Annotated in this window: 13 protein-coding genes; 8 read left to right on the forward strand and 5 right to left on the reverse strand. The window is 64.1% G+C overall.

Translation table 11 applies throughout. The annotated features are described in order from the left end of the window. The first annotated feature begins 40 nt into the window (after window positions 1-40). Window positions 41-691, forward strand: coding sequence for a TetR family transcriptional regulator (locus tag H0P51_RS27800; RefSeq protein WP_180915967.1), 651 nt, complete (start codon window positions 41-43; stop codon window positions 689-691). Window positions 692-698: 7 nt separating this feature from the next. Here the strand turns inward: H0P51_RS27800 and H0P51_RS27805 are convergent, their stop codons facing one another. From H0P51_RS27805 to H0P51_RS27825, 5 genes are all read right to left on the reverse strand, one after another. Next, window positions 699-2,237: an acyl-CoA synthetase gene (locus tag H0P51_RS27805; protein WP_180915968.1), complete on the reverse strand. Its 1,539-nt coding sequence runs from the start codon at window positions 2,235-2,237 to the stop codon at window positions 699-701. After that, the gene (locus H0P51_RS27810) at window positions 2,234-3,838 is read right to left on the reverse strand and encodes an AMP-binding protein (RefSeq protein ID WP_180915969.1); all 1,605 of its coding nucleotides are present in this window, start codon (window positions 3,836-3,838) and stop codon (window positions 2,234-2,236) included. Before H0P51_RS27810 ends, H0P51_RS27805 begins: the two co-directional genes overlap by 4 nt. Beyond that, entirely contained in the window at window positions 3,835-4,803 is a 969-nt protein-coding gene (locus H0P51_RS27815; protein WP_180915970.1) for an alpha/beta hydrolase, read from the reverse strand. Before H0P51_RS27815 ends, H0P51_RS27810 begins: the two co-directional genes overlap by 4 nt. Then, window positions 4,773-5,594, reverse strand: coding sequence for an enoyl-CoA hydratase/isomerase family protein (locus H0P51_RS27820; protein WP_180915971.1), 822 nt, complete (start codon window positions 5,592-5,594; stop codon window positions 4,773-4,775). Before H0P51_RS27820 ends, H0P51_RS27815 begins: the two co-directional genes overlap by 31 nt. A gap of 102 nt (window positions 5,595-5,696) precedes the next feature. Continuing rightward, window positions 5,697-6,413, reverse strand: coding sequence for a TetR/AcrR family transcriptional regulator (locus H0P51_RS27825; protein ID WP_180915972.1), 717 nt, complete (start codon window positions 6,411-6,413; stop codon window positions 5,697-5,699). 178 nt (window positions 6,414-6,591) lie between these two features. Here H0P51_RS27825 and H0P51_RS27830 point away from each other — a divergent pair, with 178 nt between their 5' ends. The 7 genes from H0P51_RS27830 (at window position 6,592) to H0P51_RS27860 (ending at window position 15,504) form a co-directional block, all read left to right on the forward strand. Continuing rightward, window positions 6,592-7,812, forward strand: a complete 1,221-nt coding sequence (locus H0P51_RS27830; protein ID WP_180915973.1) for a 3,4-dihydroxy-2-butanone-4-phosphate synthase — start codon at window positions 6,592-6,594, stop codon at window positions 7,810-7,812. 88 nt (window positions 7,813-7,900) lie between these two features. Next, entirely contained in the window at window positions 7,901-9,568 is a 1,668-nt protein-coding gene (locus H0P51_RS27835) for an AMP-binding protein (protein ID WP_180915974.1), read from the forward strand. Window positions 9,569-9,825: 257 nt separating this feature from the next. After that, complete coding sequence (locus tag H0P51_RS27840) at window positions 9,826-11,250, forward strand: amidohydrolase family protein (protein ID WP_180915975.1); 1,425 nt, start codon at window positions 9,826-9,828, stop codon at window positions 11,248-11,250. Further along, window positions 11,247-12,578: a cytochrome P450 gene (locus H0P51_RS27845; protein ID WP_180915976.1), complete on the forward strand. Its 1,332-nt coding sequence runs from the start codon at window positions 11,247-11,249 to the stop codon at window positions 12,576-12,578. Before H0P51_RS27840 ends, H0P51_RS27845 begins: the two co-directional genes overlap by 4 nt. Continuing rightward, the gene (locus H0P51_RS27850; RefSeq protein ID WP_180915977.1) at window positions 12,575-13,357 is read left to right on the forward strand and encodes an SDR family NAD(P)-dependent oxidoreductase; all 783 of its coding nucleotides are present in this window, start codon (window positions 12,575-12,577) and stop codon (window positions 13,355-13,357) included. The genes H0P51_RS27845 and H0P51_RS27850 overlap by 4 nt, the downstream gene beginning before the upstream one ends. A gap of 12 nt (window positions 13,358-13,369) precedes the next feature. Next, window positions 13,370-14,173 (forward strand): enoyl-CoA hydratase/isomerase family protein, encoded by an 804-nt coding sequence (locus tag H0P51_RS27855; RefSeq protein WP_180915978.1) that lies wholly within the window; start codon window positions 13,370-13,372, stop codon window positions 14,171-14,173. Window positions 14,174-14,214: 41 nt separating this feature from the next. Further along, window positions 14,215-15,504, forward strand: a complete 1,290-nt coding sequence (locus H0P51_RS27860; RefSeq protein ID WP_180915979.1) for an amidohydrolase family protein — start codon at window positions 14,215-14,217, stop codon at window positions 15,502-15,504. The last annotated feature ends 8 nt before the right edge of the window (window positions 15,505-15,512 follow it).

Here is a 15,512-nt window from a genome sequence, read left to right on the forward strand (position 1 = left end):
GCAGTCAGCACCACATAAGAGTCACTACACAAATGATACGATGAGCCGCGTGGATGACGGTGGCGCGAAACTTGGCTTGCGAGAGCGCAAGAAGGTCAAGCTTCGGGAAAATATCGTGCGGTGCGCCGTCGAGCTTTTCGAACAGCGCGGGTTCGACGAGACTTCCATCGACGAGATCGCCGAACGGGCGGAGATATCGCCGTCCACCTTTTTCCGCTACTACGCGACCAAGGAAGAGGTTCTCCTCGGCGCCGACGCCGCCCTGCTGCAGATACTGATCGGTTGTGTCTCCGAGAGTTTCGGGCGCCGACCGAGCCTCAACGGCGTGATGGACGGATTCCTCGAGTTTGCACAGCGGTTCGACGGGATGCAGGACGACCTGTCGCGCCGGCGCGCGCGCCTTCTCTCGGTCAGTGAGTCCGTCCAGGCGCGAGCGGCCCACAGCCAGCTGCTCTGGGAGCGTGCCGTGGCCGAGGAACTGGCGCGGATCGACCGCCTCAGCAAACCAGAACTCCGGCACGAGATCCTGGCGTCCACCGTGATGGGCGCCTACAGCGTGGCGGTGGTGCGATGGCGTAAACAGCGACGCGAACGACTAGTTGAGCTGTTGCGCGCCGCGTTTGCCGAACTCCTCGGCCTACTCGGTGATTCTGACGGAGAAAGCGCGCGCGACGACGCCGCCGGGGGCTGAACCGGGCTCACTGCGTAGCCGTCTCCACCACTCGCCTGGCCCAGAGCAGGTCGGCCTTTCCGGCCGGCGACCTGGATACCGAGGGAACGAACACGATTGTCCGCGGCACCTTGTAGTCGGCGAGGTGGGCACGAACGTGAGCGCGGATGTCGTCGGCCGCGACCGCGGTATCCGGACGCGCCTCCAGCACGGCCGCCACTTGCTGGCCCCAGCGCGGATGCGGTATGCCGACAACGATGGCATCTGCGACATCGGGGTGCTTCTTCAACGCAGCCTCGATCTCGTCCGGGTACACCTTCTCACCACCGGTGTTGATACAGGAGGATCCCCGACCCAGTAGCGCAATGCTTCCATCGAGCTCGACGACCGCGTCGTCGCCGGTGATGGCCCAGCGAACACCGTCGATTACCGGAAATGTGCGTGCCGTGCGATCCGGGTCACCACGGTAACCGAGGGGAACGTGTCCTCGACGGGCCAATTTGCCGACCCGGCCACTGCCCGGAGCAACGGCACGCTGGTAGTCATCGATCACCAGCGTGTCCGACCCGATCACAAATCGCGGGCGCCCGCCGGAGGCATCACCGATCGCATGGCCCTGTGCTCCGGTCTCCGACGACCCGTAGCCATCCAGGATCGTGAGGCCCGGCAATCGACGAACCAGCTGTTCCTTCACGGTCTCCGATAACAATGCCCCGCCGCTCAGGACGGTCTGCAGCTTCGGTAAATCGCCGGTGAAAGTTACCAGCGCCTCCCCCAGTGGTCGAGCGAATGCGTCGCCCACCAGTCCGATCGCCGTTATTCCCTCGCTCGCCGAAAGGCGCAGGGCCCGTTCGGCATCGAATCCTTGCTGATCGTCCAGGACGATCGTGTGACCGCCGAAAAGCGCGTTGAACGCACCCCAATGTGCTGCACCGTGCATGAGCGGGGACAGCAACAGGAAGCGTGCCTGACCTCCGCGCTCCGCTCGGCGACCCACCTCCTCGGCATCGGTGACATCGGCGAGGCGAGGTCCGCCCAGGGCGGCGAAAAAGATGTCCTCGTGGCGCCAGATCACGCCTTTCGGATATCCGGTGGTACCGCCCGTGTAAAGGATGTATTCGTCATCGGGTGAGCGCGGAGCGAAATCTCGGGCACTAGATTGGCGCGCCAGTGCAGCCTCGTACTCGATTCCCACGGTGAGCACCGCGGCCCGCGGGGCGGCCGTGCGCGCATCCGCCGCAAACTCCGCGGCAGCAATGACGGACTTCGGATCACTGTCCCGGAAGAGATAGGTAAGTTCTGCCTTTTGGTACCGGTAATTCACATTGATCGGAACCGCGCGAATCTTGAACGCGGCGAGCATCGCTTCCAAATATTCGGGCCCGTTACGGCAGTAAATTGCCACATCGTCACCGTGCCCAACGCCATGTTCTGCTAGCCAGTGCGCCAGCTGAGTCGCCCGGTCGTCGAGCGCCCGGTATGACAGGCGCCGTTCTCCGCAGACCACCGCCTCGCGGTCCGGAATGCGGTCGACAACGCGCTCGAAAGCGTCTGCGATGTTGATCATTTGGGAAGTTCGACGCCGGCGAGCTCGCGATCCCAGGTGCGATCGGAGTTTCCGAGTTTGCGTAGTTCGGCTTTTCGTATTCGCTGGGTCGGCGTCTTGGGCAGCGCGTCAACGATCTCGATGAAACGCGGGATGGCGTAGCGCGCCAGCCGAGGTATCAGGAACGTGATGAGGTCCGTCGGTTCCAAGCTCTTGCCTGGACAAGGCACGATGAAAACCTTGACCTCGTCTTCGAGAAACTCCCCGGCCGCGGCGACCGCGGCGGATTCGAGGACGTCCGGATGCTCGTTGACGGCTTCTTCGATCTCGAACGAAGAAATGTTCTCTCCGCGACGCCGGATCGCATCCTTGATCCGGTCCACAAAGTAGTAGTTGCCGACTTCGTCACGGCGGAACGCGTCACCGGTGACGAACCAGCCATCCCGCCAGACCTGCGCTGTCGCCTCCGACATGCGCCAATAGCCGCGGTTGAGCCGGCGCGGCGGCTTGACCCGTACCAGCAGCTCACCTGTTTCGCCGACCGCCACGTCACGGCCCGTCGCGTCGACCAGACGAACTTCGAATCCTTCGTTGACGTGCCCGCATGACGCCCAGTTGGTTCGGTCGACGGCAAATCCATCCGACATGAAGGCGTGGCCGATCTCAGTCATGCCATAAATCGTGCAAACCTCGACGTTGAACCGTTTCTTGAAGGTGTCGACGTCGGGGAGGATGGGGGCCATCAACACTCCTCTGAGTGGATTTATCCCGTCATCCGCCGAGGGCGGCTGCTTCATCAGAAAATTCCCCATCGCGCCGACTATCAGCGTTGACGTGCATCCGTAGTTGCGGATGTCGTCCCAAAAGACGTCCGTGCGGAACTTCTCTCGCATCACCACTTGGCCGTTGAGCTGGGCCGCCGCGATTAGTGCTCCCTTGCCCGTCAGGTGGTAGGGAACGAACGGTGCGTAATAAATGAATGGGCAACCGAGCTCGACAACGAATCGGAATACCCCGGGCTTTCCGTCTGCGTGACTCCACTGCGCCCACGGGCACATCACGCCTTTGCTCTGCCCGGTGGTTCCCGAGGTGAAGATGATCGCCATCAGGTCGTCGTCGGCGGGCCGACTCAGCCGGGGCGTAGCGCTGGCGGCGGCGAAGAACGCAGGCCCGGAGATGATCCGGGTCGGCAGCCCGACGTCGAGTTCCGACGGATCGTCGGCGTCGTAGACAACGATCGTTTCGAGCGCGGTCAGTCCCTGCGCAACCTGAGCGATCTGTGGGAGGTAGCGCTGCGCGCAAACCAGCACGCGCGCCCCACTGAGGGCGAGCCCGTGGTGAAGCCACGTGTTGCGCCACGCGGTGTTGATCGGCACCTCGATCGCGCTCAGCCACGCGGCACCCATCCAGCAGTGGTAGGCCTCAAACCCGATCGGCATCAGCGAGGCGACGGTGTCACCTCGGCGCACACCAAGCCCATCCAGGGCTGCGGCCCAGCGCAGATGCGCGGCGTGCAACCCGGAGTAGGTGAGATCACCCTGCTCCACACTGCGGAAAACGATGTCGTCGGGTCTGTCCTCGGCGGCGCGCTCCAATAGATAGGGAAGAATCTTGCTTGTCACGTTGCGTCGTCCTCTGTGCGCTTCGGGGTGATGTCGGCCAGGGTGTTCGCCACAAATGAAGCGGCGGCGCTGATCCGTTCGTCGTGGCCGGCCAGGTGAGGCAGCTGCAGAAACCCGTGCGGCATGTCCTCGACGATCACCAGTTCATGGGGCACGCCGGCCTCGCCCAAGGCGACGGCCATACGAAGGCTTTCGGCAACGGTCGGATCGTCCGCACCCGCGGTGAGGTAGGTAGGAGGGAAACACTCGGGAGCCAGGATGGGGCTAAGCCGCGGGTCGCTTCGCCGTCGCTCATAGTCCGACGGCGTGACATACAGCTGTTGTTCGGCGGCGGCCCGGCCCGGCCGGGCCAGCGATTCAATGGTGGCGTGATAGTCGAAGACGCCGTACAGGAAAAGGGCTGCGCCGACGGCGGGCCGATCCGTCACGGTAAGTGCCCCCGCAGCGATGTTCGCCCCCGCGGAGTCGCCACCGATAGCGATCCGGCCGGGATCTCCGCCATAGGCGGCGACCCCGTTGTAGGTCCACTGAAGCGCGGTCAACGCATCGTCAACCGGGTCGGGGAACCGGTACTGGGGGGCGCGTCGGTAGTCGAGGCTGATGGTGAGCATCCCGGCGGCGGCGAGATCCCTGGTGAGCCTGCGGTGCGTCTTCGGACTCCCCATGGACCACGAGCCTCCGTGCAGAAACAGCAGGGTCGGGTGGGGCCCGGAACCTTGCGGAATCAGGATGTCAGCTTTCAGTTGCCATTCGCCGATCGTGCCGATTGCCACTTCGGCGTGATGCTTGCCCACCGTCGGCAACTCGGCGTTTATCAGTTTGTCCGCGGTACGCAGAAATTCGACGGTGGAGTGTCCCTTTGGCGGCCTCATGGTTCGCATGAACTCGGCCAGATGCTCCCGCAAAGATTCCGACTCGGACGCGCCCTGCGGAGTCACCGCAGTCCAGATCCAGCGCCACGCCATTTGCTCCAATCCGGACGCCGCCGTTCGAGAAAGGCGCTTGTACCTTCCACAATCGCGTCTTCGCTGACGCCCATGTGGATCATCGAGAGGCCGTTCGAGATGGACGGGTAGCAAACGTCCCACCAATGGTTGGCGGTGACTTTGGCCAAATGCAAGCCTTCGGGAGCACGGGCCAGGATCTCGTCGCACCAGCGCAACGTCGCCGCTTCGAGCTCGTCGTCGTCGACCGTCTCGTTCACCCAGCCCCACTCTTCGGCGGTGGTGGCCGAGACGATACGGGACAGGTACGTGATGGCCTTGGCTCGCTTGTCGCCGATGCTCATGGCAAGGAAGTTGGTGCCTCCCAGGACCGGCGCCCAACCCAGCTTGGTCCCGCCCTGCCCGAGGCGCGCCGAGCGGGCTGCGATAGCGAAATCGCTTGCAATCACGAGTTCGTTGCCGCCACCTATGGCGTCGCCATTGACCATCGCGACGACGGGCTTGGGGCACCGGACGATACTCAGCAGCGCCTGTAAGGCGAAGTTGCCGATCTCTACGAGCGTGTCCTTGTCGATGGTCCGCACGTCACCACCAGCGCAGAAAACGCTCCCGGCGCCGGTCAACACCACGACCCCGACATCCTTGCGCCACCCGACCTCATGCATCGCGTCGGTCAGCTGACGGAAGTGGCCGGCGCTCAGCGCATTCAGCACTTCGGGGCGGTTCAGCCGTAACCAGGCGATGCCGTCCTTGACGTCGATGAGTAGATCGTCGGCTCTGGGCTCAGTGTGCTGCACGTCGATGCGAGTCATAGCGTGCAGTCTACTACTAAATCCGATTTACAATCAATTGATAGTAAGCATCATAATTTCGCTATTGCCTCGTGGGACCGGTGCGACGATCCCGGCTGAGCCTCACCCGGCTCCATCGGCGGAGGAGCCTGGCGATGCGGCCTGCGCCTCGCCGTTTGGGCTCGCCCCAACGGGATCGAAGAACCCGGACAGGCCCTGGTAGAGCATGCTGGACATCTCGCGAGCCAGCTCGTCCTTGTCCAGCTTGCCCTTACCTAGTTCGAGTTCGAGCGCCAACATCAGGCACCCACCGACGATCACCCGCGCTGCCATCCATCCGCCAAAACCCATTGACCGGCCACCGCGGTGATCGTCGATGCTCGCACTGAGTTGGTCGAGCGACGATGCGAAGGCCTCCTCGTAGAACCGTGACGCCAGTTTCCGGTCGCCGAGCAGAAGGCTCAATATCGGCAGCGACCCACTCCACGTTTCGGTCACCGAGGCGATGAAGTGTTCCGCGGTAGTGCGACCGCCCTCTCCGGCGGGATCAGACTCGATCATCTGATCCATGTTCGCCTCGCGCATCGACGCAAGCACCGGCTCCACTATGGCGGCAAAGAACAGCTCTTCCTTGCTGGTGAAGTAGTTGTAGATGGTGCCTTCACTCATCTTGCCGGCCGCCGCGATCTCCCGAATTGTCGAAAGCTGACTCGGTCGCGAGGCCTGGCCGAACGCTTTGCGCGCAGCCTCGAGAATGCGTTCACGGCGTTCGTCGTTAGGCAGGCGCCGGCGTGGTCGTGCCGAACTGGACGCGGCGCGGGCTCTGGGTTGTTTCGCCATGTCGAGCAGCTTACATCTGAGTGGACACTCATTTAATGCCACCACCCCCGTCGGTTGCGAAATCGTGGTTGGCCAATGCGGCCGACAGTCCTCCCTCAACTGCCGCGGCTTCGAAAGATTTGCATTGTGCTGGTTACTATCATTTGCCTGTAACTCTGATAATTGCTACGCTTGGCCGATGGCAGCAGCATCGGATCGCTATTCACCCGTCGCACGCGCCATCGCAGATCTCCATGGCGGCAAGGCGATAGTCCTGCTCGCGCACGACGGCTTCGGCGACCTGGTCTTCGCCGCGCAACACGCGACGCCACAGCTCGTGTCATTCATGGTGCGCCACACCTCGGGCTACGTCGCGGTCGCTCTTACCGAACACGCCTGCGACAGGCTGGATCTGCCGCCGATGCACCCGTCTCACACCGATCCGTCCGGGAACGGGTTCACCGTCAGCGTGGACGCCAAAGACGGAGTGCGGACCGGAATTTCGGCAACAGATCGCGCGCACACCATCCGATTGCTCGGCAACAACACCACCCACTCCGCGGATTTGGTGCGGCCAGGCCACGTGTTGCCGTCGAGGGTTAGCGCCGGCGGTGTACTGACCAATCCCGGTCGCGGCGAGGCCGCGGTGGACCTGGTTCGCCTGGCCGGCCTGCAGCCAGCCGGCGCGCTGTGTGAGCTGGTCTCACAACGCGAGATCGGCGAGATGGCGACCGAGGACGAGGTGCGGGAGTTCGCGCAGCACCACAGCTTGGCCCTGGTCACAGTTGCCGAGGTAATCGCGTATCGGCGCAGGTTCGAGAAGCAGGTCCAAAAAGCGGCCGTGACCCGGCTTCCCACTGCACACGGGGAGTTCATGGCGTACGGCTACGAAAACGTGCTGGACGGACTGGAATGCATTGCCCTTGTCCGCGGCGAGGTCCGGGGGTGTGACGACGTCCCCGTGCGGTTGCATGCCGAGTGCCTGGCTGGGGACGTATTCGGTTCGATGCGCTGCGACTGCCGGTCGCAGCTGGAGGCCTCATTGGCCGACATCGGTGCAGCCGGGCGCGGAATCGTGCTCTACGTGCGCAACCGCGACGTTGGTGACGTCGGTCCGAGGAACAAGTTGCAGCTCTGCGGGACAAGTGAAATCGACGCCGAGTCCGCGGCTGGAGCCCGATATTGCAGCACCGGCGCACAGGTGCTCGACGAACTTGGCGTGCGCTCCGTCGCTCTGCTGGCCAACAGCGCAGACATCGGCGCTGCGCTGGAAGCATCCGGCCTGCGGGTCGGCAACTATCTCGGATCGCCGACTGAGAGCGCTGAGCCCAACGTGCATTACCTGCCCGCCGTAGACACCTCGGGTGCGTCGCTGGACCTCTCGGAGGGACGGTGCGATCGCTGGGTGTGCTCGGCCTGACTCGGTGACGCGTCGGCGCCGCGGACGGACATCCCACTGAAACGCATGAGCGCCCGGCGCCCTGGAATCCGCGGGAAGGAATCAACTGATGGGCACCGAGTTCAACTTCGGCACGCTGCTCGAGGCAGTTGCAGACGCCTTCCCGGACCGTCTGGCCGTGGTGCAACACGGCCAGGGGCGGCTGAGCTACCGGGATTTTGTGGACCGGTCCCGTCGACTCGGCCGCCTGCTGGCCGACCACGGTATGGGCTGTTTTTCAGAGCGCAGCGTCCTGGCCGGTCATCAGGCCGGACAGGACCGGATGGCCCAGTATCTGCACAACGGACCGGAGTATCTCGAAGGTTTGATCGGCAGCTACCTCGCCCGAGCCGCACCCTTCAATGTCAACTATCGGTATGGGGCAGAAGAGCTGCGTTACCTGCTCGCCGATGCGCAACCCCGCGCGATCCAGTTTCATGGCGCATTTGCACCGGTGCTGGCCGAGGCGCTTGCCACGGTCGCTCAACGCGATCTGCTCATGTTGCAAGTGGACGATGGTTCTGGCCACGCCCTGTTGCCTGGGGCGCTCGACTACGAGGATGCGCTCGCCTCCGTCGAGCCGAGTGTCGACGCAAGGCCCGATCCGGACGATTTGTATCTGCTCTACACGGGCGGAACCACCGGATCACCGAAGGGCGTCCTGTGGAGACAGGCCGACGCGGCGGTAACCGCGCTAGGACTGGTCAACGGCAGCGAGGCTCGCGAGTGGGAGTCGTTGCAGGAGTTCATCGCATCCCGGCGGCGAACTGTCCCGGCCAAGTTCCTCACCTGTGCCCCCCTGATCCACGGAGCAGCTCAGTGGGGCGTGCTGCGGGCGCTCTGCGAAGCCGACACCGTCGTGTTTCCCGCCGATACGCGTGTCTTTGATGCCGCCCAGGTCTGCGACGCGCTCCTTAGCGAGTCGGTGAGCAGACTCTCGATCGTCGGGGATCCGTTCGCGCGCAAACTCATCGAAGAACTCGATCGGCGGCCGCGAGATCTCGCCTCGCTGCGCTTGCTGATCAGCGGTGGGGCACCGCTGCAGCCCGAATACAAGAAGCGGCTGTTGACGTTGGTGCCCGGACTTTCGATTCTCGAGGCCATCGGCGCATCGGAAACCGGTGTGCAAGGTCGAGCAGCGGCAGCCGACGCAGTTGGCGCCGACAAGCGGACATTTCGGCGGGAAAGCGCGACGGTCGTGGTTTCCGAAGACCGCTCGCGCTTCCTGTCCGCTGGGCACCCTGGAATTGGGTGGTTGGCATCTCGCGGACGTGTGCCGCTCGGATACCTCGGCGATGAACACAAGACCCGCGACGCCTTCCCCATCGTCGACGGAGAACGTGTGAGTCTGCCCGGTGATCGCGCCCGGCTGCTGACTAACGACACGGTCGAGCTGCTCGGCCGCGACTCGACGACGATCAACAGCGGGGGCGAGAAGATCTTCGCCGAGGAGGTAGAAGCTGCGGTGAAGATGCACCCCGACGTTGCGGATGCGGTGGTGTGCGGTCGCCCTAGCGCGCAATGGGGATCGGAGGTCGTTGCCATCCTGGCGTGGCTGCCCGACGTATCCGGTGACACCCGTTCGGTGCTGGCGACCTGCGCGCGTCAGCTAGCACGCTACAAGCTCCCGAAGGCATTCATCGTTGTCGACCAGGTGGAACGCAGCCCTTCGGGCAAGCCCGATTACCGCTGGGCTCTCGACCAGGCCGTCAAGCGCAGCCCGATCGCAGATCAATGATCGGATCATCAACCGCGGCAACTTATTACGCATCGGAGTAGCCGGCCGACACGAACGTCAGACTGATCGGCCCGCGGCGCTGGCAACCCGGCGCGACGGACCCTGGGTCCGCGCCGCCGCAGGGGCGCCGTGTCGCGAAAAGTTCGCGGTACCTAGCGCGACGCTGACGATGGACAGGCTACCGCCGAAGGGCTAATGTAATGGGTGAGCGCTCACTCAATAGCCCACAAAACCTCTCCCTAACCGAAGGAGACTCGATGAGTCCGGCGGACAGCGACGTCATAATCCGGCCACAGTCCAAGCGACGGATGGACTTGCCGACAATCCTGCAACCACTATCGACCGAAGAGTTCCGTCCCATTCCCCTCGCGGGAAGGGACCGGCGGGCCCTGGGCCGATGGGCGGCCGACGCCGACGACCACGCCCGCAGCAGAGGCGACGATCCGGTCGTCTACGCACTCAGCAGGTCCGGTACGGCGGCGGCGCTGCTGGAAGTAAACAAAGAGTCTGGTTATCGCTTCTACGACGTGCCCCCGGAAGCTGCCGTGGACGACCAGGCGGCTGCCGAGTGCCTAGGTGGAACCAGCCCGGTGATCGACGTGCAGACGCACTACATCTCCGACCGCCCCGAAGTGGACCCGCTGCGCGAGTCGATGAAGACGGTGATCGGCCTCTTCGCCGAAGACTGGCCGGGCTTGAGCGATGTGACTCGCTACTCCCTCGCCGAGTACCTGCGTTGCATCTATCTACAGAGCGACACAGCCGTCGCAGTCCTCACCTCGTCGCCGGGAAGCGACGGCAAGGGCAGACTGCTGACCAACGAGGAACTCGCCGGCACCCGGGCTCTACTCGAGCGATTCGGCGGTAGCGGACGGCTCCTCAACCATGTGGTCGTCGACCCCAAGAACCCCGCAGACCTCGAGGCGATGGGCACGTGGAGCACGGAGCTGACGTGTGCCGGCTGGAAGACGTACACCATGGGTGTCGTCGACCCCTCGACCGGCTCCTTTCAGGACGGCTCCGGCTGGCGCCTGGACGACGAACAAACAGGAATCCCCTTCCTCGAGCGGGTCCTGGAATGCGGGCCACGGCTGGTGTGCGCCCACAAAGGCATCAGCGGATTCGTCCCGACGGCATCACCCGTCGACGTCGGACCGGCAGCAAAGGGCTTCCCGGACATCAACTTCGTGGTCTACCACTCGGGTTACGAGCCACCGATCGCACCCGGCATGGAAGAAGGTCCATACAACGAGGCCGAAGACAAGGGCGTTAACCGGCTGATCACCAGCCTGGCCCAGGCGGGAATCGGTCGAGGGTCCAATGTGCACGCAGAGATAGGGGCCACCTGGTTCTGTCTTATAAAGAGGCCGGAGCAAGCAGCGCACGTGCTGGGCAAGCTACTGCTCGCGGTGGGCGAGGACAACCTCGTCTGGGGTACCGATTGCGCCTGGTGGGGGTCATCGCAACCGCTGGTCGACGCATTCCGGGCCTTCCAGATTCCGCAGGAATACCAGGACCGCTACGGCTACCCGGCGCTGACTGCCGAAATCAAAGAAAAGGTGCTGACCACCAATCCCGCCAAGTTGTACTCCATCGACGTCGACGCCGTGCGGGCGATGGCGCAGACCGACGACCTTGCGTGGGCGCGAAACATTCTCGCCGAGCAGCAAGGTGGGGCGTGAAAGCTTCCGGGCTTGACGGGGATCTCGACCAAGCGATCTCAGCGATCCCAGACGCGCTCGTCAGACCCCTTGATTCCATGCTCGTCGGTGACCTTCCGGAACTGCGCCGGCCCTACCAGCTGCTGGGCGCACTTCGCGACGAGGCGGGCGCGGTAGTCGCCCAGGATCCCGACGGCACCTTTGGCGGGCAGACCATACCGACTTCTTTTGTGCAACCGCCCGGAACGCCCCTCTACTTCGTCCTTGGCTGGGAGGCCGCCAACGAGGTCCTGCGAAATCCCGCACTTTTCGCAAACGGCGACGGCGCCTACGGGGTGTTCACCGAGACGTTCTCACCCGGAGCCATGCCCAACATCGACGGCGCCGAGCATCGTGACCACCGCAAACTCATGCTGCAGGCGTTCGGTGTCCCGGCAATTGGCCGCTTGGTCGCCGACCTGCTGAATCCGCTGGCCACCTTTCTCGTCGACCGCGTCGCCCGCCGGCTTGACGAGGGCCTGCCGGTCTGTGCGGCGCGCGACATCGGCCTGCCGATGGCCTTCCGGACCATCACCGAGCTTATGGGCCTGCCGCACAACAGGTTTGCCGAATTCATGAGTCTCGCCTGCGACGCGTTCGACGCACCGTCCAATCTCGAGAACGCAATGTTGGCCCATGCCCGGCTGAATGAGATGTGGACGCACGAACTCGCCGAACGCCGACAACGCCCGACTCAGGATCTGATCTCGTGGCTTGCGGCCGCCGAGCTGACATCCGGTCGGCAGTTCACCGACGAGGAAATCTTCAACTACGCGCGCGTCTTCTTGCCGGCCGGCGTGGAGACAACGGCGCGACAGATTCCGTTGCTGCTGATGGCGGTGCTGGAAAACCCCGCCGACTACGCCGCACTGGTCGCTGATCCGGCGCTGATCGACCCCGCTATCGAGGAAGCGATGCGCTATCTGCCTGCGGTACTGCAGGTTCCGCGCCGCGCGACCGCTGATACGACGCTGGCCGGCGTCGCGCTGCCGGCAGGCGCATCGGTCATCGTGTGGACGGGCATCGCCAACCGGGATCCAGCTGCTTTTGAACGGCCCGACCGCTTCGATCTGCGCCGCCCACGGAAGCAAAATCTGACGTTCTCCGCGGGCCCACACTTCTGCCTGGGAGCGCCGCTTGCCCGGACCGAGATGCGGCTGGTCCTGGATCAACTGATCCGCAAGATTCCGAACCTGCGGCTGAACCTACCGGCCGAAGAAATCGACGTACGTGGACTGGGCGTCCGTTCGCCCCAACGCGTACCGCTGGGCTGTCGAAGTAACACCAATCCTCGAAAGGAATGTCCATGAGCACGTCGCCAGGCAGGTATGAAGGCCGGGTAGCAATAGTTACCGGCGGAGCCAGAGGGATGGGCGAAGCCGAGATCAGACGCTTCGCAGCCGAAGGCGCGAAGGTAGTAATCGCGGACATCCTCGACGAGGAGGGGCGGTGTCTGGCGAAGGAGATCGGCGAGTCGGCATTGTTCGTCCACCTCGATGTGACGCAGGAGGACGAATGGGCCCAGGGAGTTGCCGCGGTCGAAGACCACTTCGGCCGGATCGACGTACTGGTCAATAACGCCGGCATCGCGCAGCTCGATCCCATTCAAACGATCAGCGCCGAAGCCTTCATGCGACAGATACAGGTCAACGCGCTGGGACCGTTCCTAGGAGTGCGTACCCTCGTGGAGCCGATGAAGCGGTCCGGGGGCGGGGCAATCGTGAACGTCGCCTCGGTGGCGGCCCTTTCCGGTCTGGAATATCAAGCGTCCTACAGCGCGTCCAAGCACGCGGTTCGAGGCATTACAGCGGTGGCCGCCAAGGAACTCGGCCCCTTGGGCATCCGTGTCAACACCGTGCTGCCGGGCGGCGTCGACACCCCGATGCTGCGCGGACCGCTGGGCGACGACTTCGACTTCGACGCCATGTTGTCGGGCACACCGGTGGGACGGCCCGGCGTGCCCGAGGAAGTTGCAGCCGTGGTGTGCTTCCTGTGCGCTCCGGAGGCCTCGTTCGTCACGGGCGCCGAAGTCGCCGTCGACGGCGGCATCCAAGCCTGCCTCACCCTGCCCCCACCGCGGACTCACTGAGGGCACCGCGGCATGGCTATCACCTCGGGCGTAACGCCCCACCCGGCGTCCGCTGATGTGGACCACGACTGGCTACGCGTCGAGCGCATCGGTCCCGCGGCAGTCGTCGTGTTCGACCGGCCTCAGCGGCGCAATTCGCTGTCCCCGCCACAGGCGCGAGGACTAACCGCACTCCTGGAGGAAATCGGCACCGACCCGTCCATCAGTGGTGTTGTGCTCACCGGAAACGGAGCCTTCTGCGCGGGTGGTGACATGAAGGCGATCGTCCCCATCATCAAAGAGGGCACCGACGCGTTACGCACCGTCGTGTATGGCGCGTTCCAGCGTCTGATGCGCACTCTGGTGCAGCTGCCGGTACCGCTGGTGGCTGCGGTCGACGGGGCGGCAGTGGGATTCGGATTCGACCTCGCCCTAGCCTGCGATTGCCGGTTCATCGGTCCGCAGGGGTGGTTGCAGCAGGGCTGGGCGGTCGGCGGCGCCATCCCCGCGACCGGCGGTGTGCTGTTCCTGGACCGTATCCGCCCCGACCTGCTCTGGCGGCTACTCGACGGCCAGCACCACATCGACGGACCCCAAGCCGAGAAGTTGGGGCTCGGCGAGGCAACGACAGGACCCGCGGTGGACGCTGCGGTGCTCCGGGTGACCTCGTTCGCGCAAATGCCCAGGACGACGCTGCGGCGTTACGTCGACCTGGCCCGCAGCGACCTGCGGGACCGGCTCGAGTCCTACCTCCCAGTCGCCCTGGATCACCAGGTCGCCTGCCTAACCAGCACCGAATTCATGGCCTTCACCGACCGCTTCCGCGCACAGGCCTGAACACCACAAAAACTCACAGCAGCACCAGAAAGGGATGAGTCATGCGAACTGACGACATGATCCTGATCAGCGTCGACGACCACGTCATCGAACCGGCGAACATGTTCGACGGCCATATGCCTGCCAAGTACGCCGACCGCGCCCCCCGCGTGGTCCGAAACGAGCACGGCGTCCAATCCTGGGTCTTCGAAGGCCAGGAAACCTTCAACATCGGCATGAACGCGGTCGTCGGCCGGCCCCGCGAAGAATTCTCGGTGGAACCTGCGTCTTTCGACGACATGCGGCGAGCCTGCTGGGATGTACACGAGCGCGTGCGGGATATGAGCGCTAACGGTGTGCTGGCGGGTGTTCCGTTCCCGAGCTTCCCCCGTTTCTGCGGACAGTTCTTCGCCGGCGCCGACGACAAAGATCTCGCGCTAGCGACCGTCCGCGCCTACAACGACTGGATGATCGGCGACTGGTGTGGTCCGTACCCCGAACGGTTTGTGCCGCTGGCGATTCCGCCGTACTGGGACCCCGAGGCGGCGGCGGCGGAAGTTCACCGCGTGAGCGAACTTGGTTGCCACGCAATGACGTTCTCGGAGAACCCGTACAAGCTTGGACAGCCCAGCCTGCACAGTGAGCACTGGAACCCACTTTGGCAGGCGTGTTCGGATACCGGCACCACGGTGTGTATGCACATCGGGTCGTCTTCACAATTGCTGGTCACGGCACCCGACGCCGCCGCGCACGTGACCCTGGTCCTGGCCCCCGTCATTGCCGTGCTGACCGCTGCGGACCTGCTCTTCTCGCACGTCCTGCGGAAATTCCCCGACCTGCGTTTCGCCTTGTCCGAAGGGGGCATTGGCTGGGTCCCCTATTTCGCCGAGCGAGCGGACTACGCCCACCGGCAGCACACGTGGATCGACGATGGCTTCGAGAGCAGCATGCCCAGCGAGGTATTCCGCAAACAGGTCTACACCTGCTTCATCGAGGACCACGCGGGCGTAGCGCAACGAGACCGGATCGGCGTCGAATCCATCATGTGGGAATGCGATTATCCGCACTCGGATTCGACTTGGCCCAACAGTCCCGAGAGTGCCGCCAGAAGTCTCGCCGGTTGTACCGACGCGGAAGTTGATGCCATCACGCACCTTAACGCGATGCGCCTGTTCTCCTTCGATCCATTCAGTCATCGTCCGCGTGAACGGTGCACGGTGGGGGCGTTGCGCGCTGAAGCCCACGACGTAGATGTCACACCACGCAGCATTGGCGAGAAGGCCAAGGGCGCAATATCGTCCAGCGACCTGTTCTCAAAGGTGCTCCCCAACCAGACATTGACGACCAGTTAGATGGCTCA

It is taken from the genome of Mycobacterium vicinigordonae (assembly GCF_013466425.1).
In the GTDB taxonomy this organism is placed as follows: domain Bacteria; phylum Actinomycetota; class Actinomycetes; order Mycobacteriales; family Mycobacteriaceae; genus Mycobacterium; species Mycobacterium vicinigordonae.

Bases quoted from the DNA above. Each gene is read 5' to 3' on its own strand.
- H0P51_RS27820 (WP_180915971.1), bottom strand. From the start codon at position 5,594: ATGACTCGCATCGACGTGCAGCACACTGAGCCCAGAGCCGACGATCTA.
- H0P51_RS27850 (WP_180915977.1), top strand. From the start codon at position 12,575: ATGAGCACGTCGCCAGGCAGGTATGAAGGCCGGGTAGCAATAGTTACC.
- H0P51_RS27825 (WP_180915972.1), bottom strand. From the start codon at position 6,413: ATGGCGAAACAACCCAGAGCCCGCGCCGCGTCCAGTTCGGCACGACCA.
- H0P51_RS27855 (WP_180915978.1), top strand. From the start codon at position 13,370: ATGGCTATCACCTCGGGCGTAACGCCCCACCCGGCGTCCGCTGATGTG.
- H0P51_RS27800 (WP_180915967.1), top strand. From the start codon at position 41: ATGAGCCGCGTGGATGACGGTGGCGCGAAACTTGGCTTGCGAGAGCGC.
- H0P51_RS27840 (WP_180915975.1), top strand. From the start codon at position 9,826: ATGAGTCCGGCGGACAGCGACGTCATAATCCGGCCACAGTCCAAGCGA.
- H0P51_RS27805 (WP_180915968.1), bottom strand. From the start codon at position 2,237: ATGATCAACATCGCAGACGCTTTCGAGCGCGTTGTCGACCGCATTCCG.
- H0P51_RS27815 (WP_180915970.1), bottom strand. From the start codon at position 4,803: ATGGCGTGGCGCTGGATCTGGACTGCGGTGACTCCGCAGGGCGCGTCC.
- H0P51_RS27835 (WP_180915974.1), top strand. From the start codon at position 7,901: ATGGGCACCGAGTTCAACTTCGGCACGCTGCTCGAGGCAGTTGCAGAC.
- H0P51_RS27860 (WP_180915979.1), top strand. From the start codon at position 14,215: ATGCGAACTGACGACATGATCCTGATCAGCGTCGACGACCACGTCATC.
- H0P51_RS27830 (WP_180915973.1), top strand. From the start codon at position 6,592: ATGGCAGCAGCATCGGATCGCTATTCACCCGTCGCACGCGCCATCGCA.